At 70.3% G+C, this 24,583-nt stretch carries 19 protein-coding genes; 16 read left to right on the top strand and 3 right to left on the bottom strand.

Features of this window, described 5'->3' with window-relative positions; translation table 11 throughout:
- Positions 1-53: 53 nt before the first annotated feature.
- The gene (locus tag IE178_RS22625; protein WP_193513570.1) at positions 54-1,760 is read left to right on the top strand and encodes a hypothetical protein; all 1,707 of its coding nucleotides are present in this window, start codon (positions 54-56) and stop codon (positions 1,758-1,760) included.
- 280 nt (positions 1,761-2,040) lie between these two features.
- Here IE178_RS22625 and IE178_RS22620 read toward each other — a convergent pair whose 3' ends face one another.
- Complete coding sequence (locus IE178_RS22620) at positions 2,041-2,856, bottom strand: C40 family peptidase (protein WP_193513569.1); 816 nt, start codon at positions 2,854-2,856, stop codon at positions 2,041-2,043.
- An 893-nt stretch (positions 2,857-3,749) separates the two neighbouring features.
- On the opposite strand from IE178_RS22620, the gene IE178_RS22615 reads away from it, so the two are divergent.
- From IE178_RS22615 to recQ, 15 genes are all read left to right on the top strand, one after another.
- Entirely contained in the window at positions 3,750-4,109 is a 360-nt protein-coding gene (locus tag IE178_RS22615) for an NADH-quinone oxidoreductase subunit A (RefSeq protein ID WP_003992243.1), read from the top strand.
- Between the two features lie 13 nt (positions 4,110-4,122).
- The gene (locus IE178_RS22610) at positions 4,123-4,677 is read left to right on the top strand and encodes a NuoB/complex I 20 kDa subunit family protein (RefSeq protein WP_018528252.1); all 555 of its coding nucleotides are present in this window, start codon (positions 4,123-4,125) and stop codon (positions 4,675-4,677) included.
- A complete protein-coding gene (locus IE178_RS22605; protein WP_184760927.1) occupies positions 4,674-5,450 on the top strand; it encodes an NADH-quinone oxidoreductase subunit C in 777 nt (258 codons plus the stop codon). Before IE178_RS22610 ends, IE178_RS22605 begins: the two co-directional genes overlap by 4 nt.
- Positions 5,451-5,512: 62 nt before the next feature.
- A complete protein-coding gene (locus IE178_RS22600) occupies positions 5,513-6,823 on the top strand; it encodes an NADH-quinone oxidoreductase subunit D (RefSeq protein WP_193513653.1) in 1,311 nt (436 codons plus the stop codon).
- Entirely contained in the window at positions 6,820-7,680 is an 861-nt protein-coding gene (nuoE, locus tag IE178_RS22595) for an NADH-quinone oxidoreductase subunit NuoE (protein WP_184760929.1), read from the top strand. Before IE178_RS22600 ends, nuoE begins: the two co-directional genes overlap by 4 nt.
- On the top strand, positions 7,680-9,029 hold the full coding sequence (gene nuoF, locus IE178_RS22590) for an NADH-quinone oxidoreductase subunit NuoF (protein WP_438874405.1): 1,350 nt from the start codon (positions 7,680-7,682) through the stop codon (positions 9,027-9,029). The genes nuoE and nuoF overlap by 1 nt, the downstream gene beginning before the upstream one ends.
- Positions 9,026-11,554, top strand: coding sequence for an NADH-quinone oxidoreductase subunit G (locus IE178_RS22585; protein ID WP_184760931.1), 2,529 nt, complete (start codon positions 9,026-9,028; stop codon positions 11,552-11,554). The genes nuoF and IE178_RS22585 overlap by 4 nt, the downstream gene beginning before the upstream one ends.
- A complete protein-coding gene (gene nuoH, locus IE178_RS22580) occupies positions 11,551-12,927 on the top strand; it encodes an NADH-quinone oxidoreductase subunit NuoH (RefSeq protein WP_184760932.1) in 1,377 nt (458 codons plus the stop codon). The genes IE178_RS22585 and nuoH overlap by 4 nt, the downstream gene beginning before the upstream one ends.
- The gene (gene nuoI / locus IE178_RS22575; protein WP_184760933.1) at positions 12,920-13,561 is read left to right on the top strand and encodes an NADH-quinone oxidoreductase subunit NuoI; all 642 of its coding nucleotides are present in this window, start codon (positions 12,920-12,922) and stop codon (positions 13,559-13,561) included. Before nuoH ends, nuoI begins: the two co-directional genes overlap by 8 nt.
- Positions 13,558-14,400: an NADH-quinone oxidoreductase subunit J gene (locus IE178_RS22570; RefSeq protein WP_193513567.1), complete on the top strand. Its 843-nt coding sequence runs from the start codon at positions 13,558-13,560 to the stop codon at positions 14,398-14,400. The genes nuoI and IE178_RS22570 overlap by 4 nt, the downstream gene beginning before the upstream one ends.
- Positions 14,397-14,696: an NADH-quinone oxidoreductase subunit NuoK gene (gene nuoK, locus IE178_RS22565; RefSeq protein WP_004927567.1), complete on the top strand. Its 300-nt coding sequence runs from the start codon at positions 14,397-14,399 to the stop codon at positions 14,694-14,696. The genes IE178_RS22570 and nuoK overlap by 4 nt, the downstream gene beginning before the upstream one ends.
- A gap of 11 nt (positions 14,697-14,707) precedes the next feature.
- Entirely contained in the window at positions 14,708-16,672 is a 1,965-nt protein-coding gene (nuoL, locus tag IE178_RS22560; protein ID WP_193513566.1) for an NADH-quinone oxidoreductase subunit L, read from the top strand.
- A gap of 5 nt (positions 16,673-16,677) precedes the next feature.
- Complete coding sequence (locus IE178_RS22555; protein WP_193513565.1) at positions 16,678-18,249, top strand: NADH-quinone oxidoreductase subunit M; 1,572 nt, start codon at positions 16,678-16,680, stop codon at positions 18,247-18,249.
- On the top strand, positions 18,246-19,904 hold the full coding sequence (gene nuoN / locus IE178_RS22550; protein ID WP_184760937.1) for an NADH-quinone oxidoreductase subunit NuoN: 1,659 nt from the start codon (positions 18,246-18,248) through the stop codon (positions 19,902-19,904). The genes IE178_RS22555 and nuoN overlap by 4 nt, the downstream gene beginning before the upstream one ends.
- A gap of 156 nt (positions 19,905-20,060) precedes the next feature.
- Positions 20,061-22,043: a DNA helicase RecQ gene (gene recQ, locus IE178_RS22545; RefSeq protein ID WP_184761305.1), complete on the top strand. Its 1,983-nt coding sequence runs from the start codon at positions 20,061-20,063 to the stop codon at positions 22,041-22,043.
- A gap of 15 nt (positions 22,044-22,058) precedes the next feature.
- Here recQ and IE178_RS22540 read toward each other — a convergent pair whose 3' ends face one another.
- A complete protein-coding gene (locus IE178_RS22540; RefSeq protein ID WP_184760938.1) occupies positions 22,059-22,997 on the bottom strand; it encodes a M56 family metallopeptidase in 939 nt (312 codons plus the stop codon).
- 169 nt (positions 22,998-23,166) lie between these two features.
- Positions 23,167-24,381 (bottom strand): fumarylacetoacetase, encoded by a 1,215-nt coding sequence (fahA, locus tag IE178_RS22535; protein ID WP_184760939.1) that lies wholly within the window; start codon positions 24,379-24,381, stop codon positions 23,167-23,169.
- Positions 24,382-24,583 lie beyond the last annotated feature (202 nt).

The raw sequence follows: 24,583 nt of genomic DNA, 5'->3' as shown, positions 1-24,583 counted from the left end.
GTCGAACGGGACGTACTCACTCGAGCACGTCCCGTTCGACGAAAGAGCCTTCCATGACACAGCAGGCAAACCGGCGGTCAGGGCCGCTCAGAGCCCTGGGGCTGGTGGCCGCCACGAGTCTGATCGCCGTCGGTGTCGCAGGTACCGCCCGGGCGGCCGACGCGCCCCTGCCCGTCACGATCACCGGCGAGGACCGGGTCGACCTGTCGCTGCGGTCCGACAACCCAGACCCCTCGGAACCGCAGGTCATGCTGCGGCTGAAGGCCCCGGGGGAGGAGTTCGAGGGCGACGGCGTCATCCCGCCCGTGTTCACCGGCGACTACACGATCCGCATCGACGCCACCGAGCTGGCGGGCGTCGCCTCGGTGAAGCTCCCGTGCGACGCCGACGGCCTCGTCGCGGTCTGCACCGGCAGCGAGCTGTACGCGGGCGAGCAGTACAACCGGCTCGGCGGCATCCGGCTCGACGTCGACGACGACAGCGAGGCCGGGGACTTCGGCAGCATCACCGTCACCGGTGAGGGCGAGGGGCTGGACTTCACGCCGCTCACCGTCGATGTGCTCGTCGGCGGCCCCGAGTTCGTCAACCGGCAGCTCTCGCTGCCCGAGAACCTCCGGGCGGGCGGCACCTACAGGGCGCCCGTGGGCCTGCGCAACGCCGGCAGCATGCCCTCCGAGGGAGCGGTGCTGCGCTTCCACGGCTCCCGAGGGGTGTCCTTCCCCGACTCCTACGGCAACTGCTCCTACGCCGAGGTGACCACCGGCCCCCTGCTGCGCCAGGGCACCGACGCCATCTGCACCTTCCCGGACACCATCGACGCCGGGACGGCGTACGCGCTGGCGAAACCGCTGAAGGTGCGGACCGCGGACTTCGCGCTGCACGACATCTTCACGTACTCCTTCACGGCCGTCAGCCCGAGCGAGGCGGCCGGCCTGCGCGCGGCCAAGGACTACCGGCCGGGCACCGGAGCGGACCTGGAGCTGAGGAAGGTCGCCGGCGCCGACCCCGCGGACTACTCCCCGTACGCGGAACTGGACCTGCCCACGACCAACACCTACGACCTGGAGCTGACCGGCGCCTCGGCGGACGGCGCGGCCGGAGACACCGTCACGGCGGAGATCGGCTTCCGCAACAACGGCCCGGCCTGGATCAGCGCCCTGCGGTCCGGCGGCGAGCCCATCACCTTCACGGTGGCGGTCCCCGAAGGGGCGGCGGTCACCAAGGCCCCGGAGGAGTGCGGGGAGAGCACCATCGCCGAGGGCGAGAAGGGCTACCGCTGCTGGGTGAGCACCCCGCTGCTGGAGGACGCCGAGCTGAGCTTCCCGTTCGAGCTGCGCGTCGACCGGGTCGTCGAGGGCGCCAAGGCCGAGGTGGCCCTGCCCGAGTGGGACAACCCCTTCGACTCCGACCACGCGAACGACTCCGCCTGGATCGTGCTCAACGGCTCCGACGAGTCGACGGACGGCGGCACGGGCCAGAGTGACGGCGGCACCTCGGGCGGCACGGCCTCGCCCGGGCCCGGCCAGGAGGGCGACTCCGGCTCCGGCGGTTCCGGCGGCTCTTCCGGCTCCGGCACGAACGGCACGAACGGCACGTCCGGCGACATCTCGGGTGACGGAACCGTGGGCGGCCTGGCGTCCACCGGTGCCGGCGGGGTGGCGCTGATCGGCGGGGCGGCGCTGCTGGCGCTGGGCCTCGGCGCGGGCCTGTTCCTGTTCCTGCGGCGCGGCGCGCGGCGGTCCGGCGGCGCCATCGCCTGATGCCGGCCGCTGTGAGCGGCGCTGTGGACGGCCGGAGTCCGGGGGACGGACTCCGGCCGTCGGCGTCTGCGCGGGGAGCCGTGAGGTGCCGTCACGGGGCTGCACGGCGTCCCGTCGGCGCATGCCGGCACTGCCAACCCGTCCCACGAGCGGGACGATTCGGGCAATCGGGCGATCTTGACCGGCTGTGCGCGGTCCTGCCGGGTCGCCCGGCCGCGCGCATGAGGGAGGGCCGCCGCCTCCGAGGGGCAGCGGCCCTTCGGCCCGTAGGGGGCGCGGCTCAGAGCACGCGCACGGCACCCGACGCGGGGTAGCCCGAAAGGTCCTGGATGACGACGCCCTTGGAGGGGTTGGCGGCGTCCAGGTACTGGCCGCCGCCGATGTAGACACCCACGTGGTAGGCGGAGCCCTTGCCGCCCCAGTACAGGATGTCGCCGACCTGGAGGTTGGACAGCGAGACATCGGTGCCGACCATCGACTGGTCCTGCGAGACGCGCGGCAGGTCGACGCCGACCTGGCGGAACGCGGCCTGGACCAGGCTGGAGCAGTCCCAGGCGTTGGGGCCCGAGGCGCCCATGACGTAGGCGTCGCCCACCTGCGCCTGCAGGAAGGCGATGACCGTCGCGACGCTGCCGCCGGTCGGCACGGAGGCGGTCGTGGTGGTGGTGGTGGCGGCGGAGAGGGTGGCGCGCTCGGCGGCTGCCTTGCGGGCCTCCTCCGCGGCCTTCTTCTTCGCCTCGGCCTTCTTCTTGGCCTCGGCGAGGTCCGCCTTGGCCTCCTTGGCGGCCTCGGCGGCGGCCGCGTCACGCTCGGCCTGCAGCTGGTAGTTCGCGGCGGCCTGCTGGGTGGCGTCCGCGGACTGGGCGACCTGGGCGGCCAGGTCTGCCGTCAAGGTGGGCAGTTCAAGCGTCTGCGCCACCGGCTCGGCAGCGTTCGCCGAACCCGACGCCCCGGCCACTGCCAGGGTGCTGAGGACGCCACCGGCAACTCCGGCCCGCATCGCGATCGTGGACGACGCGGTGCGGCGGGGTTTCCGGTGGCTGCGTATGTGAGCGGTGTGGGACATGGGAACAACCGGTACCAGGGCCTGCTTCATATCTTCAAGAAACGTGTGCTGCGCCACAGTTGTTCAATCGAGGGTGCGAATCCCGGGCGTGTCGTTCTTTATTGACGCCGTAACGGACATTGCGGGCGCCCGTGATCGGCCCGTGATCACGTACTTTCATCGTTACGCCCGAATTGCCCCTCACTTACCATCGGTTGGGTTGATTGGCCAATCCCTCCTCTCGCGCGCCCTTCATGAATGTGGCGGAGGTCACGGAACGATTACCCGCCCCGTCGCGTCGGGCGGGTCGATCGCACCCCGGTCGACATCGAGCGGCAACCGTCGAGGGGTGAGTGGCAGCCGTCGAGGGGCGAGCGGCGACCGTCGAGGGGCGAGCGGCGACCGTCGAGGGGTGACCGGTTCTCGATCGGTGAGGGATCGACAGTCGGTCGATGGAGGATCGGCGGTCGGTCGAGGGGGGTCGGTGGCCGGATCGCGACGCCGCGACTTCGTGAACGCGTGCACACGTCCACATCCCACCCGGCATCCCCTCTGATGTGTGAACGCGCCTTTATCAAGAGATCAGGTCCAGCACCAATTTGCATGCAAGGGAACCCTCTTGATATGGAGACGGGCCTTCTGAGCTGCATCGACGAGGTAAATTGTCACGTTTGGTGATCGCGCGAACGCTTCGCGTATGAAGATCGCCGCTCATCCGACTTCATGATCCTTCGTCAGGTGGTGGAGATCACAAAGCTTGTGCAATACCCCGTGTCGCAGATCACAGACCCACGGGCATAGGATGCGGAGCGGTTGGGCTTGTGACCTGCTTCACATGTTCTCGATCTTCGCCGGGGCGGGCGTGGTTCGCGGGACCGATGAGGCGGATGTGAGTCCAACGGAAACCGCCAGCAGTCAGTGCCGACTGAGAGGAGCGAGGAGCGGTGAACGCGTATGCGCCCATCCTCGTACTGGGAGCCCTCGGGGCAGGCTTTGCGATCTTCTCCGTGGTCATGGCCACGCTGATCGGTCCGAAGCGGTACAACCGCGCCAAGCTCGAGGCCTACGAGTGCGGGATCGAACCGACCCCGACGCCGGCCGGCGGCGGGCGCTTCCCCATCAAGTACTACCTGACGGCGATGCTCTTCATCGTCTTCGACATCGAGATCGTCTTCCTCTACCCCTGGGCCGTCACCTTCGACGCCCTGGGGATTTTCGGGCTCGTGGAGATGCTGCTCTTCGTGCTCACCGTCTTCGTCGCGTACGCGTACGTATGGCGGCGCGGCGGCCTGGAATGGGACTGAGGGGCCTTTAGTCATGGGACTCGAAGAAAAGCTGCCGAGCGGATTCCTGCTGACCACCGTCGAGCAGGCCGCGGGCTGGGTACGCAAGTCGTCCGTCTTCCCCGCCACGTTCGGCCTCGCCTGCTGTGCCATCGAGATGATGACCACCGGCGCCGGCCGCTACGACCTGGCGCGCTTCGGTATGGAGGTCTTCCGGGGCTCGCCGCGGCAGGCGGACCTCATGATCGTCGCCGGGCGGGTCAGCCAGAAGATGGCGCCCGTGCTCCGGCAGGTCTACGACCAGATGCCGAACCCCAAGTGGGTGATCTCCATGGGGGTCTGCGCCTCCTCGGGCGGCATGTTCAACAACTACGCGATCGTCCAGGGCGTCGACCACATCGTCCCGGTCGACATCTATCTCCCCGGCTGCCCGCCCCGCCCCGAGATGCTGATGGACGCCATCCTCAAGCTCCACCAGAAGATCCAGAGCTCCAAACTCGGCGTGAACGCCGAGGAGGCGGCCCGCGAGGCGGAGGAGGCGGCGCTCAAGGCCCTGCCCACGATCGAGATGAAGGGGCTGCTGCGATGAGCGACGCGAACAACACGCCGGGTGACGCGAACAACACCGCGGGTGACGCGGACGGCGTGAACCCCGAGAAGGAGCTCTCCGCCGAGAACCTCCCTGGCCAGCGCGGCCGGGGCGGCGAGGAGATCCGCGTCCAGCGCGGCATGTTCGGCGCCAACAACGGCGGCGACACCTCCGGCTACGGCGGGCTGGTCCGCTCGGTCCGGCTCCCGGGACCGGCGAGCCGCCCCTACGGCGGCTGGTTCGACGAGGTCGCCGACGAACTGGAGGGCGCACTGGAGGAGCAGGACCTGCTCCCCGGCAACGCCATCGAGAAGACGGTCGTCGACCGAGGCGAACTCACCTTCCACATCGAACGCGAGCACCTGGTCCAGGTCGCCCTCACCCTGCGCGACGACCCGGCCCTGCGTTTCGAGCTGTGCACCGGCGTCAGTGGCGTGCACTACCCGAACGACAAGGGCCGCGAGCTGCACGCCGTGTACCACCTGCGCTCGATCACCCACAACCGGCTGATCCGCCTCGAAGTCAGCGCGCCCGACAGCGACCCGCACATCCCGTCGCTGTTCTCGGTCTATCCGACGAACGACTGGCACGAGCGCGAGACGTACGACTTTTTCGGCATCGTCTTCGACGGTCACCCGGCCCTGACGCGGATCATGATGCCGGACGACTGGCAGGGCTTTCCACAGCGCAAGGACTATCCCCTCGGCGGCATCCCCGTCGAGTACAAGGGCGCCCAGATCCCGGCTCCGGACCAGCGGAGGTCGTACTCGTGAGCACTCCCCACCCGTCGCCCGGCCACCACACCTCGTCGAGTCCCTCCGGGACCACCTCCTCGATGGCGTCCCCCCGGGAGACGACGGAAGGCACCGTCTACACCGTCACCGGTGGCGACTGGGACGAGGTCGTCCAGACCGCGGCCCGGGCCGACGACGAGCGCATCGTCGTCAACATGGGCCCGCAGCACCCGTCCACCCACGGCGTGCTCCGTCTGATCCTGGAGATCGACGGCGAGACGGTCACCGAGGCCCGCTGCGGCATCGGCTACCTCCACACCGGCATCGAGAAGAACCTCGAGTACCGGACGTGGACCCAGGGCACCACGTTCGTGACGCGCATGGACTACCTGACGCCGTTCTTCAACGAGACGGCGTACTGCCTCGCGGTCGAGAAACTCCTCGGCATCGAGGACCAGGTGCCCGACCGGGCCTCGATCATCAGGGTGCTCCTGATGGAGCTCAACCGGCTCTCCTCCCACCTGGTGTGCATCGCCACCGGCGGCATGGAGCTGGGCGCCACCACGATCATGATCTACGGATTCCGTGATCGTGAACTCATTCTCGACATCTACGAGCTCATCACGGGCCTGAGGATGAACCACGCGTACATCCGCCCCGGCGGACTCGCGCAGGACCTGCCGCCCGGCGCGGTGGACCAGATCCGCGAGTTCGTGAAGAAGATGAAGAAGAACCTCCCGGAGTACGACAAGCTCGCCACCGGGAACCCCATCTTCAAGGCCCGCATGCAGGACGTCGGCTACCTCGACCTGGCCGGCTGCATGGCCCTCGGCGCCACCGGCCCGATCCTGCGCTCCACCGGTCTGCCGCACGACCTGCGCAAGGCGCAGCCGTACTGCGGATACGAGACGTACGACTTCGAGGTCCCGACCGCCGACACCTGCGACTCCTACGGCCGGTTCCTGATCCGGCTGGAGGAGATGCGGCAGTCGCTGCACATCGTCGAGCAGTGCCTGGACCGGCTCCGGCCCGGGCCGGTCATGGTCGCCGACAAGAAGATCGCCTGGCCCGCCCAGCTCGCCCTGGGACCGGACGGACTGGGCAACTCCCTCGACCACATCAAGAAGATCATGGGCACCTCCATGGAGGCCCTGATCCACCACTTCAAACTGGTCACCGAGGGCTTCCGCGTCCCGCCGGGACAGGCGTACGCGGCGGTCGAGTCACCCAAGGGCGAGCTCGGGGTGCATGTCGTCTCCGACGGCGGCACCCGCCCCTACCGGGTCCACTTCCGCGACCCGTCCTTCACCAACCTGCAGGCCATGGCGGCGATGTGCGAGGGCGGCCAGGTCGCCGACGTCATCGTCGCCGTCGCGTCCATCGACCCCGTGATGGGAGGCGTCGACCGGTGACCACCTCTTCTTCCGAGCGGGGCGTCAGCCTGGGCATGCCCGAACTGCCCGCACCCGCCTACCCGGACGACGTCCGGGCCCGGCTGGAGACCGACGCGCGCGAGGTCATCGCCCGCTACCCGGACTCCCGGTCCGCCCTTCTGCCCCTGCTGCACCTCGTGCAGTCGGAGGAGGGCCATGTCACGCGCACCGGCATGCGGTTCTGCGCGGACATGCTCGGCCTGACCACGGCCGAGGTGACCGCGGTCGCCACCTTCTACACCATGTACCGGCGCAGGCCGAGCGGTGACTACCAGGTCGGGGTGTGCACCAACACCCTGTGCGCCGTCATGGGCGGCGACGCGATCTTCGAGGAGCTCCAGGAGCACCTGGGCGTCGGCAACGGCGAGACCACCGACGACGGCAAGGTCACCCTGGAGCACATCGAGTGCAACGCGGCCTGCGACTTCGCGCCCGTGGTGATGGTCAACTGGGAGTTCTTCGACAACCAGACCCCCGACAGCGCCAAGCGCATGGTCGACGACCTGCGCGCCGGCCGCCCGGTCGCGCCCACGCGCGGTGCGCCCCTGTGCACCTTCAAGGAGACCGCCCGCATCCTGGCCGGCTTCCCCGACGAGCGGGACGGCGCCGTCGAGGCCACCGGCAGCGCGGGACCCGCCTCCCTGATCGGCCTGAAGCTGGCCAAGGGGGAGGCCGCACCCGCGCGTGTGGTGCACCCGCGTGGTGAGGCACCCCGGGACGCCCCGCCGCACGAGCCGTCACCGACGGAACACCTCAGCTCGCACGACGCGCCGCAGGACACATCGGCCTCCGACCCGTCCCACTCGTCGGGACCCGTCGCCGAGGAGGGGGAGTGATGACCTTGGCACCCGAACTCAAGGACATGAGCCCACAGAAGCTGCTCGCACCCGTGCTGTCGGCCTTCTGGGACGAGGACGAGTCCTGGACGCTGGACGTCTACCGGAGGCACGAGGGGTACGAGGGGCTGCGCAAGGCGCTCGCCATGCCACCGGACGACGTCATCGCGTACGTCAAGGAGTCCGGTCTGCGCGGGCGCGGCGGCGCCGGCTTCCCGACGGGGATGAAGTGGCAGTTCATCCCCCAGGGGGACGGCAAGCCTCACTATCTTGTTGTCAACGCCGACGAGTCGGAACCCGGAACGTGCAAGGACATTCCGCTCCTCTTCGCGAACCCGCACAGCCTCATCGAGGGCATCGTCATCGCCTGTCATGCCATCAGGTCGTCCCACGCCTTCATCTATCTGCGGGGTGAAGTCGTCCCCGTGCTGCGGCGGCTGCACGAGGCCGTGCGCGAGGCCCGTGAGGCCGGCTTCCTCGGCGAGAACATCCTGGGCAGCGGACTCGACCTCGAACTCACCGTGCACGCGGGCGCGGGCGCGTACATCTGCGGTGAGGAGACCGCACTGCTCGACTCGCTCGAAGGCCGCCGGGGTCAACCGCGGCTCCGTCCCCCCTTCCCCGCTGTCGCGGGCCTCTATGCCTGCCCGACTGTGGTGAACAACGTCGAGTCGATCGCGTCGGTTCCCGCCATCATGAACCGGGGCAAGGAATGGTTCCGCTCGATGGGCAGCGAGAAGTCCCCCGGCTTCACGCTCTACTCCCTCAGCGGCCACGTCGCCGGCCCCGGCCAGTACGAGGCGCCCCTCGGCATCACGCTGCGCCAGCTGCTGGAGATGAGCGGCGGGATGCGCCCGGGTCACCGGCTGAAGTTCTGGACGCCGGGCGGCTCCTCGACGCCGATGTTCACCGACGAGCACCTCGACGTCCCTCTTGATTACGAAGGAGTGGGCGCCGCGGGTTCCATGCTCGGCACCAAAGCCCTGCAGTGCTTCGACGAGACGACCTGCGTCGTGCGCGCCGTCACCCGCTGGACCGAGTTCTACGCCCACGAGTCCTGCGGCAAGTGCACGCCCTGCCGCGAGGGCACGTACTGGCTGGTGCAGCTGCTGCGCGACATCGAGGCCGGCAAGGGACGGATGTCCGACCTCGACAAGCTGAACGACATCGCCGACAACATCAACGGCAAGTCCTTCTGCGCCCTCGGCGACGGCGCCGCCTCGCCGATCTTCTCCTCGCTCAAGTACTTCCGCGAGGAGTACGAGCAGCACATCACGGGCCGGGGCTGCCCCTTCGACCCGGCCAGGTCCACGGCCTGGGCCGACCACCGTACGGAGGTGAACGCATGACCGTTCAGCAGTCCACAAGCGGCTCCGCCGCGGGCGAGCGCTCCTCCGGAGGTGGAGAGGCGGCGGTCCCGCCCGAGGACCTCGTCACGCTGACGATCGACGGCGCCGAGATCAGCGTGCCCAAGGGCACCCTGGTGATCCGGGCCGCCGAACAGCTCGGCATCGAGATCCCCCGGTTCTGCGACCACCCGCTCCTCGACCCGGCCGGCGCCTGCCGCCAGTGCATCGTCGAGGTCGAGGGCCAGCGCAAGCCCATGGCTTCCTGCACCATCACCTGCACCGACGGGATGGTGGTCAAGACCCACCTCACCTCGCCGGTCGCGGAGAAGGCCCAGAAGGGTGTGATGGAGCTGCTGCTCATCAACCACCCGCTGGACTGCCCGGTCTGCGACAAGGGCGGCGAGTGCCCGCTGCAGAACCAGGCGATGTCGCACGGCCACGCCGAATCGCGCTTCGAGGGCAAGAAGCGCACCTACGAAAAGCCCGTCCCGATCTCCACACAGGTGCTGCTCGACCGCGAGCGGTGCGTGCTGTGCGCCCGCTGCACCCGCTTCTCCAACCAGATCGCGGGCGACCCGATGATCGAGCTGGTCGAGCGGGGCGCCCTCCAGCAGGTCGGCACCGGCGAGGGCGATCCCTTCGAGTCGTACTTCTCCGGCAACACCATCCAGATCTGCCCGGTCGGCGCGCTCACCTCGGCCGCCTACCGGTTCCGTTCCCGCCCCTTCGACCTGATCTCGTCGCCGTCGGTGTGCGAGCACTGCTCCGGCGGCTGCGCCACCCGCACCGACCACCGGCGCGGCAAGGTCATGCGACGGCTCGCCGCGCACGACCCCGAGGTCAACGAGGAGTGGATCTGCGACAAGGGACGCTTCGCGTTCCGGTACGCCCAGCAGCGGGACCGGCTCGAGACGCCACTGGTGCGCAACCCGGAGGGCGACCTCGAACCGGCGTCCTGGCCGGAGGCGTTGCAGATCGCCGCCCAGGGGCTGCTGGCCTCGCGCGGCCGCACCGGTGTCCTGACCGGCGGCCGGCTCACCGTCGAGGACGCCTACGCCTACAGCAAGTTCGCCCGCGTGGCGCTCGATACCAACGACATCGACTTCCGCGCGCGCGTGCACAGCGGTGAGGAGGCCGACTTCCTCGCCGCGCGGGTGGCGGGCCGCGGCCGTGATCTCGACGGTACGGGCGTCACGTACACCGCGCTGGAGGAGGCGCCGGCCGTCCTGCTGGTCGGGTTCGAGTCCGAGGAGGAGGCGCCCGGCGTCTTCCTGCGGCTGCGCAAGGCCCGGCGCGGGCACGGACAGCGGACCTTCGCCCTGGCCACGCACGCCACGCGCGGTCTTCAGAAGGCCGGCGGCACGCTGCTGCCGGCGGCTCCCGGCACCGAGACCGAATGGCTGGACGCGCTCTCGAGCGGCGTCGGCCTGGAGGGCGACGGGGCCAGGGCCGCCGAGGCGCTGCGGGCCGAGGGCGCGGTGATCGTCGTCGGCGAGCGGCTGGCGGCCGTACGGGGCGGCCTGACCGCGGCCGTACGCAGCGCCGCCGCGACCGGTGCCCGGCTGGTGTGGATCCCGCGCCGGGCCGGGGAGCGGGGCGCCGTCGAGGCGGGCGCGCTGCCGTCGCTGCTGCCGGGCGGACGCCCGGCGACCGACCCGCGCGCGCGTGAGGAGGTCGCCGCCGTCTGGGGCGTCGCCGAACTGCCGCACCGCTACGGCCGTGACACCGGACAGATCGTCGAGGCGGCGGCACGCGGCGAGCTCCAGGCGCTGCTGGTCGCGGGCGTGGAGGTCACCGACCTGCCCGACCCGGCACGCGCGCGTGCGGCACTCGCCGAGGCCGGGTTCGTGGTCTCGCTGGAGCTGCGGCCCAGCGAGGTCACCGAGCTCGCCGACGTGGTCCTGCCCGTCGCCGCGGTCGCCGAGAAGGCCGGCACCTTCCTCAACTGGGAGGGCAGGGTCCGTCTCTTCGAGGCGGCGCTCAAGCCCGACCAGATGACCCGGCGTCTCGCGCCCACCGACGCGCGCGTGCTGCAGATGCTGGCCGACGCCATGGACGTCCACCTGGGACTGCCGGATCTGCGCACGGTCCGCGCGGAGCTCGACCGGCTCGGCACCTGGGACGGCCCCCTGGCCACCGACCCGCTGGAGACCGCGGGCGCCCTGCCCCGGCCGGCCGTCGGGGAGGCGGTGCTCGCCGGGCACCGGCTGCTGCTCGACCAGGGGCTGCTGCAGGTGGGCGACGAGGCGCTCGCCGGTACCCGGCACGCCGCCCACGCGCGCGTGTCGGCCGCCACGGCCGCCGAGGTCGGCGTCAAGGACGGCGACCCGCTGGCGGTGACCGGGACCGCGGGAACGGTCGAGCTGCCCCTGCAGATCACCGAGATGCCCGACCGGGTGGTGTGGCTCCCGCTGAACTCCGCCGGTGGCGGCGTCGCCTCCGACACCGGGGAACAGCCCGGCTCCCTCGTCCGCATCGGACCGGCGACGCTCGCCGGCGAGGCCCCCAAGGAGGTGGAGGCATGAGCCCGTACCTCGCCGCTGAAGACCTCTCGATGTTCGGCCACGATCCCTGGTGGCTGGTCGCCATCAAGGCGGTGTTCTGCTTCGCGTTCCTGATGGTGACCGTGCTGATCTCCATCGTCATGGAGCGCAAGGTCGTCGCCTGGATGCAGCTGCGCATCGGTCCCAACCGGCACGGCCCCTGGGGCATGCTCCAGTCGCTCGCCGACGGCGTGAAGCTGATGCTCAAGGAAGACGTCATCGTCAAGCGCGCGGACAAGGCGGTGTACGTCCTCGCGCCGATCGTCGCGGCCATCCCGGCCTTCATGGCGATCGCGGTGATCCCCTTCGGGCCGTCCGGCAACGAGATCTCGATCTTCGGCCACCGCACCACGATGCAGCTCACCGACCTGCCGATCGCGGTGCTCTACATCCTCGCGGTCGCCTCGGTCGGCATCTACGGCATCGTCCTGGCGGGCTGGAGCTCCGGATCCACCTATCCGCTGCTGGGGGGCCTGCGCTCCTGCGCGCAGATGATCTCCTACGAGATCGCCATGGGCGCCGCGTTCGCCTCCGTGTTCCTCTACTCGGGGTCGATGTCGACGTCGACGATCGTCGAGCAGCAGACCGACCGCTGGTACATCCTGCTGCTGCCGGTCTCCTTCATCATCTACATCGTCACCATGGTCGGCGAGACCAACCGCGCCCCCTTCGACATGCCCGAGTCCGAGGGTGACCTGGTCGGCGGCTTCAACACCGAGTACTCGTCGATCAAGTTCGCGATGTTCATGCTCGCCGAGTACATCAACATGGTGACCGTCTCGGCCGTCGCCGTGACGCTCTTCCTGGGCGGCTGGCGGGCCCCGTGGCCCATCAGCACCTTCTGGGAGGGCGCGAACCACGGCTGGTGGCCGCTGCTGTGGTTCACGGTCAAGGTCCAGCTGCTGCTGTTCTTCTTCGTCTGGCTGCGCGGCACGCTCCCACGCGTGCGCTACGACCAGCTGATGAAGCTCGGCTGGAAGGTCCTCATCCCGGTCTCCCTGGTGTGGCTGATGCTGGTCGCCACCGTGCGGGCCCTGCGGAACGAGAACTACGACTTCGCCGACATCGCCCTCTACATCGGCGGTGCCGTCCTCGCCCTCCTGCTGCTGTCCTTCGTCATCGACATCTTCCGGGCGAAGGCGAAGGAAGCCGAGCAGCCCCCCGAGGGCACGCCCGGCTTCGACCCCATGGCGGGCGGATTCCCCGTCCCGCCCCTGCCGGGGCAGGAGTTGCCGCCGGTGCCGCGACGCAGGCCGCGCCGCGAGCGCGAGCTGATTGTCAGTGGTGGGCCCGATACTCGGAGTGACGGACCTCTGGGCGGATCCACGGATGGAAAGGAGGCGCACGATGGCTGAGGAGCCCAAGGAGACCAAGCCCGGTTTCCTGAACCCCGTGGCCGGCTTCGGCGTGACCTTCAAGGCCATGTTCAAGAAGCGGCTGACCGAGCAGTACCCGGAGCAGCAGAAGACCACCGCTCCCCGCTTCCACGGACGGCACCAGCTCAACCGCCATCCGGACGGCCTGGAGAAGTGCGTCGGCTGCGAGCTGTGCGCCTGGGCCTGCCCCGCCGACGCGATCTACGTCGAGGGCGCGGACAACACCGACGAGGAGCGCTACTCGCCCGGCGAGCGGTACGGCCGCGTCTACCAGATCAACTACGCCCGCTGCATCCTGTGCGGCCTGTGCATCGAGGCGTGCCCCACGCGCGCGCTGACGATGACCAACGAGTTCGAGCTGGCGGACTCCAGCCGCGCCAACCTCATCTACACCAAGGAGCAGCTGCTCGCCGGTCTGGAGGAGGGGATGGTCGACTCTCCGCACGCCATGTACCCGGGCACCGACGAACAGGACTACTACCGGGGCCTGGTCACCGAGGCCGCACCCGGTACGGAGCAGCAGGTCGCCCACTCCGAGGGCGAGGTGGTGCAGGAGGCCGCCTCGACCTTCGGCGCGGAGGAACCGGCGTCGGAGAAGGTGACGGGGCGATGACCGAGCAGCTCGCCGCCTACTCCACCTCCACCGGAGAGGCCTTCCAGTTCTGGGTCCTCGGCACCGTCGCGGTGATCGGCGCCCTGTGCACCGTCTTCATGAAGCGGGCCGTGCACAGCGCGCTCTGCCTCGCCGGGACCATGATCATCCTGGCCGTGTTCTACCTGGCCAACGGCGCCTACTTCCTCGGCGTCGTCCAGATCGTCGTCTACACCGGCGCGATCATGATGCTGTTCCTGTTCGTGGTGATGCTGGTCGGTGTCACCGCGGCGGACTCCCTGAAGGAGACCATCAAGGGCCAGCGCTGGCTGGCCCTGCTGTGCGGTCTCGGCTTCGGCATCCTGCTGATCGCCGGGATCGGCCACGCCTCGCTCAGTGAGTTCAACGGCATCGGCGAGGCGAACGCCGGCGGCAACGTGGAGGGCCTGGCGGCCCTCATCTTCACCAAGTACGTCTTCGCCTTCGAGATCACCGGTGCCCTGCTCATCACGGCCGCCGTCGGCGCCATGGTGCTCACCCACCGGGAGCGCACCGAGCGCGCCAAGACGCAGCGGGAGATGGCCGAGCAGCGCGTCCGCGAGGGCAGGTACCTGCCGCCGCTCCCGGCGCCCGGCGTGTACGCCCGGCACAACGCCGTGGACATCGCGGGCCTGCTGCCCGACGGCACCCCGTCGGACCTCACCGTCAGCAAGACGCTGCGGGACCGCGGTCAGGTCCGTGACGTGTCGCAGGAGGCGATCAACGACCTGCGGGCGATGGAGCGGCGCGCGGAGGAGCGGCTGGAGCGCCACGCCATCGACGCGCCGACGTTCAAGCGGGCCGAGGAGGCGTCGAAGTGAACCCGGTCAACTATCTGTACCTCGCCGCCCTGTTGTTCACGATCGGCGCCACGGGGGTGCTGATCAGGCGCAACGCGATCGTCGTGTTCATGTGCGTCGAGCTCATGCTCAACGCCTGCAACCTCGCGTTCGTCGCCTTCTCCCGGATGCACGGCAACCTCGACGGCCAGATCATCGCCTTCTTCACGATGGTCGTCGCCGCCGCGGAGGTCGTGGTCGGGCTGGCGATCATCGTGTCCCTGTTCCGTTCCCGCCACTCGGCCTCGGTCGACGACGCCAGCCTGATGAAGCTGTAAGGGGCTGAATCGTGGAGAACCTGATTGCGCTGCTGGTGGCGGCGCCCCTGCTCGGAGCGGCGGTCCTGCTGTGCGGCGGACGCCGGCTGGACGCCGTCGGGCACTGGATCGGCACGCTGCTCGCGGCCGTCTCCTTCGCGCTCGGCCTGGTGCTCTTCACCGACCTGCTGGGCAAGGGCGCCGGTGAACGCACCGTCACGCAGCACCTGTTCAGCTGGATCCCGGTGGAGGGCTTCCAGGCCGACGTCGCCTTCCGGCTCGACCAGCTGTCGATGACCTTCGTCCTGCTGATCACCGGCGTCGGCTCGCTGATCCACCTGTACTCCGTCGGGTACATGGAGCACGACGAGCGGCGCCGCCGCTTCTTCGGCTACCTGAACCTGTTCCTGGCGGCGATGCTGCTGCTCGTCCTCGCCGACAACTACCTGCTGCTGTACGTCGGCTGGGAGGGCGTCGGTCTCGCCTCCTACCTGCTGATCGGCTTCTGGCAGCACAAGCCCAGCGCCGCCACGGCGGCGAAGAAGGCCTTCCTGGTCAACCGCGTCGGCGACATGGGCCTGTCGATCGCGATCATGCTGATGTTCCTGTGGTTCGGCACCTTCGCCTTCGAGCCGGTGCTCGGCACGCACGGGGAGGCCGGGCTCGCCGGGGCCGCCGGTGAGGACAAGCTCACCGCGATCGCGCTGATGCTGCTGCTCGCCGCGTGCGGCAAGTCCGCCCAGGTGCCGCTGCAGTCCTGGCTCGGGGACGCGATGGAGGGCCCGACCCCGGTCTCCGCCCTGATCCACGCGGCGACCATGGTGACGGCGGGCGTGTATCTGATCGTCCGCTCCGGAGCGATCTTCAACGGCGCCCCGGACGCCCAACTGGTCGTCACCATCGTCGGGGCGGTCACGCTGCTGTTCGGTGCGATCGTCGGTTGCGCGAAGGACGACATCAAGAAGGCGCTGGCCGGCTCGACCATGTCGCAGATCGGGTACATGGTGCTGGCCGCGGGGCTCGGCCCCATCGGCTACGTCTTCGCGATCATGCACCTGGTGACGCACGGTTTCTTCAAGGCCGGGCTGTTCCTCGGCGCCGGTTCCGTGATGCACGGCATGAACGACGAGGTCGACATGCGCCGCTACGGCGGACTGCGCAGGTACATGCCGATCACGTTCGTCACCTTCGGCCTCGGCTACCTCGCGATCATCGGCTTCCCGGGCCTGTCCGGCTTCTTCTCCAAGGACAAGATCATCGAGGCGGCGTTCGCCAAGGGCGGCACCGAGGGCTGGATCCTCGGCGCCTGCGCCCTGCTGGGCGCGGCCATCACCGCGTACTACATGACGCGCGTGATGCTGATGACGTTCTTCGGCGAGGAGCGCTGGGGCAACGCCCCGACGCCGTCCCCGGCCGAGCCGGACGTGGAGCCCGCCGCCGGGACGCGCGGCGCGTACACGCCTCCGCACCCGCACGAGTCGCCGAAGGTCATGACGATCCCGATGATCGTGCTGGCCGTCGGGTCGGTCGCGGGCGGTGCCTTCTTCAGCGTCGGCGACCGCTTCCTGCACTGGCTGGAGCCCGTCACCGGGCACGACCACGGTCACGCGCCGATCAGCGCCATGACGGTGACCGCCGCCACGGTGGCCGTGATGGTCATCGGCGTGGCGGTCGCCTGGGCCCAGTACGGGCGCCGTCCGGTGCCGGCCGTCGCCCCGCGCGGGTCGCTGCTCACCCGGGCCGCCCGGCGCGACCTGCTCCAGGACGACTTCAACCACGTGGTCCTGGTGCGCGGCGGTGAGCACCTCACGCGCTCGCTGGTGTACGTCGACCACACCCTGGTCGACGGGGTCGTCAACGGCACGGCGGCCTCGATGGGCGGCCTGTCCGGACGGATGCGCAGGCTGCAGAACGGCTTCGCGCGGTCCTACGCGGTCTCGATGTTCGGCGGCGCGGCCGTCCTGGTCGCCGCGACCCTGCTGATGAGGGCGGTCTGATACCGATGTCCTTTCCTCTGCTGACCGCGACGGCGGCGCTCCCGGCCATCGGGGCGATCGCCACGGCCGCCGTACCGGCCGCGAAGCGCACGGCCGCCAAATGGCTGGCCCTGCTGTTCTCGCTCGCCACGCTCGTCCTGGCGATCGTCGTCCTGGTGCGTTTCGACCCGGACGGCGACCGCTACCAGCTCACCGAGTCCCACGCCTGGATCGCGGACTTCGGGGTCCGCTACGAACTGGGCGTGGACGGCATCGCGGTGGCGCTGATCGCGCTGACCGCCCTGCTGATCCCGTTCATCGTCCTGGCCGGCTGGCACGACGCCGACCCGCTGGAGACGGGGAGCAAGCGGTGGCGGCCGACGCAGGGCTTCTTCGCCCTGATCCTGGCCGTCGAGGCGATGGTGATCCTCTCCTTCGAGGCCACCGACGTCTTCCTCTTCTACATCTTCTTCGAAGCCATGCTGATCCCGATGTACTTCCTCATCGGCGGCTTCGGGGACCGTGCCCACGAGCACGGGGAGGAGACGGCGGCCAGGCAACGGTCGTACGCGGCCGTGAAGTTCCTGCTGTACAACCTGGCCGGCGGTCTGATCATGCTGGCCGCGGTGATCGGGCTCTACGTGGTCGCCGGGAACTTCTCGCTCACGGAGATCGCCGAGGCGCGGGCCAACGGCTCGCTGGACATGGCGACCGGCACCGAGCGCTGGCTGTTCCTCGGCTTCTTCTTCGCCTTCGCGGTGAAGGCGCCGTTGTGGCCGCTGCACACCTGGCTGCCCAACGCCATGCAGGAATCCACCGCGCCGGTGGCCGTGCTCATCACGGCGGTCGTCGACAAGGTGGGCACCTTCGCGATGCTCCGCTTCTGCCTCCAGCTGTTCCCGGAGGCGAGCAAGTGGGCGACGCCGGTGATCCTGGTCCTGGCGCTCATCAGCATCATCTACGGCGCGCTGCTCGCGGTCGGCCAGCGCGACATCAAGCGGCTGATCGCGTACGCGTCGATCTCGCACTTCGGCTTCATCATCATGGGCATCTTCGCGATGACCAGCCAGGGCCAGTCCGGTGCGACGCTCTACATGGTCAACCACGGGATCTCGACCGCCGCGCTGATGCTGGTGGCCGGTTTCCTGATCTCGCGGCGCGGCTCCCGGCTCATCGCCGACTACGGCGGTGTGCAGAAGGTCGCCCCGGTGCTCGCCGGCACGTTCCTGATCGGCGGTCTGGCCACCCTCTCCCTGCCGGGGCTCGCGCCCTTCGTCAGTGAGTTCCTGGTCCTGGTCGGCACGTTCACGCGCTACCCGGTGATCGGCATCATCGCCACCTTCGGCATCGTCCTCGCCGCGCTCTACACCCTCGTCCTCTACCAGCGGACGATGACGGGTCCGGTGAAGCCCGAGGTCGCCGAGATGCCGGATCTGCGGGTGCGGGAGATCGCGGTGGTGGCGCCGCTGGTCGTGCTGCTGATCTTCCTGGGCGTCTACCCGAAGCCCGTCACGGACGTCGTGAACCCGGCGGTGGAGCACACCATGTCCGACGTACAGAAGAAGGACCCCCAGCCTGAGGTGGAGGCGGCCAAGTGAGCGCAACAGCAGCCGTCCACAGCCTGTGGACAACGGCGGCGGCGGCCGACCCGATCTCCAGGATCGACGCGCCGAAAATCGAGTACGGGCAGCTCGCGCCCACCCTGATCGTCGTCGGTGCGGCGGTCCTCGGGGTGCTGGTCGAGGCGTTCGTACCGCGCAGGACCCGCTACTACGCGCAGATGTTCGTCGCCGTGGTCGCGCTCGCCGCCGCCTTCGCCGCGGTCGTGGCGCTCGCCGCCGACGGCTACGGCACCACCAAGGCGGGCATCGTGGCGATGGGCGCCATCGCCGTCGACGGGCCGGCCCTGTTCCTCCAGGGCACGATCCTGCTCACGGCCATGGTCGGCCTGTTCACCTTCGCCGAGCGCCGGCTCGACCCGGAGGCGCACGGCAACCGCGTCGACTCCTTCGCCGCGCAGGCCGCGTCCGTACCGGGCAGCGACAGCGAGAAGAAGGCGGTCAAGGCCGGGTTCACCACCACCGAGGTGTTCCCGCTGCTGCTCTTCGCGGTCTCCGGCATGCTGGTCTTCCCGGCGGCCAACGACCTGCTGACGCTGTTCGTGGCGCTCGAGGTGCTCTCGCTCCCGCTGTACCTGCTGTGCGCGCTGGCCCGCCGCAAGCGGCTGATGTCGCAGGAAGCGGCGGTCAAGTACTTCCTGCTCGGCGCGTTCGCCTCCGCGTTCACGCTGTTCGGCATCGCACTGCTGTACGGCTACTCGGGCTCGATGTCGTACGCGACGATCGCGCAGGTCGTCGACGGCACGGTCCAGGACGTCAGCCCGGCGCTCGCCGACACCATGGGCAACGACGCGCTGCTGCTGGTCGGTGCCGCGCTGCTGGTCATGGGCCTGCTGTTCAAGGTCGGCGCCGTCCCCTTCCACATGTGGACGCCCGACGTGTACCAGGGCGCTCCGACGCCGGTGACGGGCTTCATGGCGGCGGCGACCAAGGTGGCGGCGTTCGGCGCGCTGCTGCGGATCCTGTACGTCGTGCTGCCGGGCCTGCGCTGGGACTGGCGGCCGGTCATGTGGGCCGTCGCCATCGTCACCATGCTGGCCGGTGCGATCGTCGCGATCACACAGACCGACATCAAGCGGCTGCTGGCGTACTCGTCGATCGCGCACGCGGGCTTCATCCTCGCGGGTGTCATCGCGACCACGCCGTCGGGAATCTCGTCCGTCCTCTTCTACCTGGCGGCGTACTCCTTCGTGACGATCGGCGCGTTCGCGGTGGTCACCCTGGTCCGCGACGCCGGCGGTGAGGCGACGCACCTGTCCAAGTGGGCGGGCCTCGGCCGTCGGTCCCCGCTGGTGGCGGCCGTGTTCGCGGTGTTCCTGCTGGCCTTCGCGGGCATTCCGCTGACCTCCGGGTTCGCCGGGAAGTTCGCCGTGTTCAAGGCGGCGGCGGAGGGCGGAGCGGCACCCCTGGTCGTGGTCGGTGTGATCTCGTCGGCCATCGCGGCGTTCTTCTACATCCGCGTCATCGTCCTGATGTTCTTCAGCGAGCCGCGCCCCGAGGGCCCGACCGTCGCGGTGCCGTCACCGCTGACGATGACGGCGATCGGGGTCGGCGTGGCGGTCACGGTGGTGCTCGGTGTGGCACCGCAGTACTTCCTGGAGCTGGCCGGGGACGCGGGAGTGTTCGTGCGCTGACCCCGCGCCGCCGGACGAGGGAGCGGCCCGGTACCCCCTGGGTGGGGTGCCGGGCCGCTGCCGTTCCGCACGGGCCTGTGGATAAGTCCGGGGCTGTCGGTGCGGGCGCCTATCGTGGACGCAGTGGTCGAGGGACGACGTACGGGGGACGGGACGATGCAGGGGACGGGCGGTACCGCCGAGATGACAGTGACGGATGGGGAGGCGCTGGCCGCCCTGCACCGGGTGTTCGGGTACGAGGCCTTCCGCGGTGAGCAGGAGGCCGTCGTCGAGCACGTGGTCGCGGGTGGCGACGCCGTCGTCCTCATGCCGACCGGCGGCGGCAAATCGCTGTGCTACCAGATCCCGGCCCTGGTCAGACCGGGTACGGGGGTCGTCGTCTCGCCGCTCATCGCTCTGATGCAGGACCAGGTGGACGCGTTGCGGGCGCTGGGTGTGCGCGCCGGGTTCATGAACTCCACGCAGGACTTCGACGAGCGGCGGGTCGTCGAGGCCGAGTTCCTCGCCGGCGAGCTGGACCTGCTGTATCTCGCTCCGGAGCGGCTGCGGCTCGACAGCAGCCTGGATCTGCTCTCGCGCGGGAAGATCTCCGTCTTCGCGATCGACGAGGCGCACTGCGTGTCCCAGTGGGGACACGACTTCCGGCCGGACTACCTCACCCTGTCGCTGCTCGGCGAGCGGTGGCCGGACGTGCCCCGGATCGCGCTCACGGCGACGGCCACGCACGCCACGCACCGGGAGATCACCGAGCGGCTGAACATGCCGGAGGCCCGGCACTTCGTGGCGAGCTTCGACCGGCCCAACATCCAGTACCGGATCGTGCCGAAGGCCGACCCGAAGAAGCAGCTGCTGAGCTTCCTGCGCGAGGAGCACGCCGGGGACGCGGGCATCGTGTACTGCCTCTCGCGCAACTCGGTGGACAAGACCGCCGAGTTCCTCTCGCGCAACGGCATCGAGGCGGTGCCGTACCACGCGGGCCTGGACGCGGGGACACGCGCCGCGCACCAGGCACGCTTCCTGCGGGAGGAGGGCCTGGTCGTGGTGGCGACCATCGCCTTCGGCATGGGCATCGACAAGCCGGACGTCCGGTTCGTCGCCCACCTCGACCTGCCCAAGTCGGTCGAGGGCTACTACCAGGAGACGGGCCGCGCGGGGCGCGACGGGCTGCCGTCCACGGCCTGGATGGCGTACGGACTCAACGACGTCATACAGCAGCGCAAGCTGATCCAGTCCGGCGAGGGCGACGAGGCGTTCCGGCGGCGGGCGGGCCAGCATCTGGACGCGATGCTCGCGCTGTGCGAGACGGTCCGGTGCCGCCGTGGCCAGCTCCTCGCCTACTTCGGCCAGGACGCCGACTCAGGGGCCTGCGGCAACTGCGACACCTGCCTCACCCCGCCGGAGACCTGGGACGGGACCGTCGCGGCGCAGAAGGTGCTGTCGACGGTGGTGCGGCTGCAGCGGGAGCGCGGGCAGAAGTTCGGCGCGGTGCAGATCGTCGACATCCTGCTGGGGCGGCGCACGGCCAAGGTCATCCAGTTCGACCACGACCAGCTCTCCGTGTTCGGGATCGGTGAGGAGCTGGTCGAGGCCGAATGGCGGGGCGTCATCCGCCAGTTGCTGGCCCAGGGACTGCTCGCCGTCGAGGGCGAGTACGGCACGCTGGTGCTGACCGAGGCCAGCGGGGCGGTGCTGCGGCGTGAGCGGGAGGTGCCGCTGCGCAAGGAGCCGAAGAAGCCGGCGGCGGCCCGGGGCGCGAGTGCCCGGGGGGACCGCAAGGCCAAGGCGGCAGCGGCCGAGCTGCCCGCGGAACTCGTCCCGGCGTTCGAGGCGCTGCGCGCCTGGCGTGCCGAGCAGGCCCGCGAGCAGGGCGTCCCGGCGTACGTCATCTTCCACGACGCCACGCTCCGGGAGATCGCCACGCTCCGGCCCGCGTCCGTGGCCGAGCTCGGCGGGATCAGCGGGGTGGGGGAGAAGAAGCTGGCGACCTACGGGGAAGGCGTGGTGGCGGTGCTGGCGGGGCTGGGCGGGCCGTCGGGCGGCGGGGCGCAGGACCCGGCGGACGGTGTGCAGGGCGCGCCCACGGACGGCCCCGACGACTGGCCCGAGCCGGACCTGGAGCCCGAGCCGGACTGGTCGTAGGCGGTCCGTCCTCGCCTACGGCAGTGCCGTCAGCCCCGGGGCGAAGACGATCAGCAGGGGGACGAGCGGGACCAGCGCCGCCACCGTCGTCGTCAGGGCGCGGTGGTGGCGGTCGAGGCGGGGCGGCGGCTCCAGCAGGCGGTCGACGCGCTCGCCGAGCAGCCGGTGGCTGGACGCGCAGGACAGCACACCGCGGTGCTGGTTGAGCTCGATCAGGGCCAGGGCCGTGGTCAGGTGACCGCAGCGGCGGGAGGCGGTGTCGTCGGCTGCCAGCTCGACCAGGCGGTGGGTCTGGTCGCAGAAGTGGGCGAACAGCGGAACGCGTGGGAACCCGGTGGCCAGGGCGGTGGAGAGGTGGAGCAGCCAGTCGTGGCGGGCGCGGGCGTGGCCGCGCTCGTGCGTGAGGACGGCGTCCAGCTGGTGGTCGGTGAGGCGCTGAAGGGCGCCGGTGGTGACGATCAGCTGGGGCGGGCTGCCCGGCATCCACCAGGCGTCGGGGTACTCGTCCTCCAGCACCAGCAGGGGGCCGCGGGCCGCGGGGAGTCCCGCGGGCAGCTCCGGGGCGCGTTCGCGCAGATGCGCCCGGGCATGGGTGCGGCGCCGGCGGGCCTCGACCAGCTCGCGCCCGAGCATGGCCGTCGTCCAGGCCGCCCCGCAGGCCAGCAGGATGGTGAGGGCGGTCGCCCAGGGCGGTGCGGCGGACAGGTCGTACGCCGCGGTCACGGCGGGCGGGGCCGGGGCGAAGAGCTGGGCGCGGACGGTGCCGAAGACGGCGGCGGCACCGAGGGCGAGGGCAGTCAGACAGCACAGCAGGACGGTGGCGACCAGGCACTGCCACACCCACAGGCCGACCACGGGTTCCCGCTCGGGCCACTTCGCCCGGGTCAGCGCGCGGGGGACGGGCACGGCGGCCGCCACGGCGACAACGCTCAGCAGGAGCAGGCAGACGGTCATGCCACGGGCTCCGGATCTCTTCGGAAGAGGGCGGCTTCGGGTCGTGCTGGGGGCGTGCGTGAAGTGCTGAGGGCGCGCGGTGCTGACGCACACACCGCCCGACGCCCAGTATGACGGCGAAGGGCGGTGTGGGTCAGGGGTCGTCGTGGATCGGATGGGGCCGGGATGGTCAGGCTGCCGGGACCACCCGTCCCGTGACCTCGCCGAGGCCCACGCGGACACCGTCCGGGCCCGGCGCCCAGGCCGACAGCGTCACCACGTCGCCGTCCTCCAGGAACGTCCGCTTGCCGTCGGGGAGTTCGAGGGGATCGCGGCCGTTCCAGGTCAGTTCCAGCAGCGACCCGCGTTCCCGCTCGGTGGGTCCGCTCACGGTGCCGGAACCGTACAGGTCGCCGGTGCGCAGACTGGCGCCGTTGACGGTCAGGTGGGCGAGCTGCTGGGCGGCCGTCCAGTACATGGTGGAGAAGGGGGGTTCGGAGACGACATGGCCGTTGAGGGAGACGGTGATCCGCAGGTCGTACCCGCCGGGTTCCTCGTGCGCGTCGTCCAGGTAGGGCAGCAGGTCGTGGGTGCGCTCCGGCGGCGCCACGCGGGCCTCCTCCAGGGCGTCCAACGGGGTGATCCAGGCCGACACCGAGGTGGTGAAGGACTTGCCGAGGAACGGGCCGAGGGGGACGTACTCCCAGGCCTGGACGTCGCGCGCGGACCAGTCGTTGAGGAGGCAGAGGCCGAAGACGTGGTCGCGGAAGTCGCTCAGGGGCACCGGCCGCCCCAGCTCGGAGGGCACGCCGACCACGAAGCCGACCTCGGCCTCGATGTCCAGCCGGACGGACGGCCCGAAGACCGGGGCGTCCTCCGTGGGCGCCTTGCGCTGGCCCGAGGGGCGTACGACGTCGGTGCCCGACACCACGACCGTGCCGGAGCGGCCGTGGTAGCCGATCGGCAGATGTTTCCAGTTGGGGGTCAGGGAGTCGGGCGCGTCGGGGCGGAACATCCGGCCGACGTTTCGGGCGTGGTTCTCCGAGGCGTAGAAGTCGACGTAGTCCGCGACCTCGAAGGGGAGGTGCAGGGTCACCTCGGACAGCGGGTGGAACAGCGGCTCGACGGTCTCCCGGTGCGCCGGGACGGTCACCCACGCCGTGAGCGCCCGCCGCACGTCCGACCAGGCCGTACGGCCCGCCGCCAGCAGCGGGCCGAGGGTCGGGCGGGCGAGCAGGGAGGCGTAGGGGGAGCCCAGGGCGTGGGCCGCCGCGCCGGCGTCGAGGACGTGGTCGCCGAGCCGGACGCCCACGGTCCGCTCCGACGAGCCGGGGGGCGAGAACACGCCGTACGGCAGGTTGTGCGGGCCGAAGGGATCGCCCTCGGGGACATCGAAGGGGGGCATCGGGTGCTGCCTCGCTTTCGTCTGCGCAGGTGCTCCACGTGTCCGTGGCCGTGCCACACGTTACGGGTGACGTGGGCGTCTTGTGCAGAGCCGGAATGGTGGTGCGGCGGCGGACGGGGCCGCCGGGCCGCGGACGCCCGGGCGCGACGGCGTCGTGCGCCGCTTCCCCTTGCGTACCGGAAGTTATCCACAGGACGCGACG

Origin of the sequence: Streptomyces griseoloalbus (assembly GCA_014650015.1) — a bacterium.
Lineage (GTDB): Bacteria > Actinomycetota > Actinomycetes > Streptomycetales > Streptomycetaceae > Streptomyces > Streptomyces griseoloalbus.
Note: the sequence above shows the minus strand (reverse complement) of the source record. Positions and strands in the feature narration are given on the sequence as shown.

Bases quoted from the DNA above. Each gene is read 5' to 3' on its own strand.
- IE178_RS22605 (WP_184760927.1), top strand. From the start codon at position 4,674: ATGAGCGACGCGAACAACACGCCGGGTGACGCGAACAACACCGCGGGT.
- IE178_RS22540 (WP_184760938.1), bottom strand. From the start codon at position 22,997: ATGACCGTCTGCCTGCTCCTGCTGAGCGTTGTCGCCGTGGCGGCCGCC.
- nuoH (WP_184760932.1), top strand. From the start codon at position 11,551: ATGAGCCCGTACCTCGCCGCTGAAGACCTCTCGATGTTCGGCCACGAT.
- IE178_RS22600 (WP_193513653.1), top strand. From the start codon at position 5,513: ATGGCGTCCCCCCGGGAGACGACGGAAGGCACCGTCTACACCGTCACC.
- recQ (WP_184761305.1), top strand. From the start codon at position 20,061: ATGCAGGGGACGGGCGGTACCGCCGAGATGACAGTGACGGATGGGGAG.
- IE178_RS22585 (WP_184760931.1), top strand. From the start codon at position 9,026: ATGACCGTTCAGCAGTCCACAAGCGGCTCCGCCGCGGGCGAGCGCTCC.
- IE178_RS22555 (WP_193513565.1), top strand. From the start codon at position 16,678: ATGTCCTTTCCTCTGCTGACCGCGACGGCGGCGCTCCCGGCCATCGGG.
- nuoI (WP_184760933.1), top strand. From the start codon at position 12,920: ATGGCTGAGGAGCCCAAGGAGACCAAGCCCGGTTTCCTGAACCCCGTG.
- IE178_RS22625 (WP_193513570.1), top strand. From the start codon at position 54: ATGACACAGCAGGCAAACCGGCGGTCAGGGCCGCTCAGAGCCCTGGGG.
- nuoF (WP_438874405.1), top strand. From the start codon at position 7,680: ATGACCTTGGCACCCGAACTCAAGGACATGAGCCCACAGAAGCTGCTC.
- IE178_RS22570 (WP_193513567.1), top strand. From the start codon at position 13,558: ATGACCGAGCAGCTCGCCGCCTACTCCACCTCCACCGGAGAGGCCTTC.
- IE178_RS22620 (WP_193513569.1), bottom strand. From the start codon at position 2,856: ATGAAGCAGGCCCTGGTACCGGTTGTTCCCATGTCCCACACCGCTCAC.
- IE178_RS22610 (WP_018528252.1), top strand. From the start codon at position 4,123: ATGGGACTCGAAGAAAAGCTGCCGAGCGGATTCCTGCTGACCACCGTC.
- fahA (WP_184760939.1), bottom strand. From the start codon at position 24,381: ATGCCCCCCTTCGATGTCCCCGAGGGCGATCCCTTCGGCCCGCACAAC.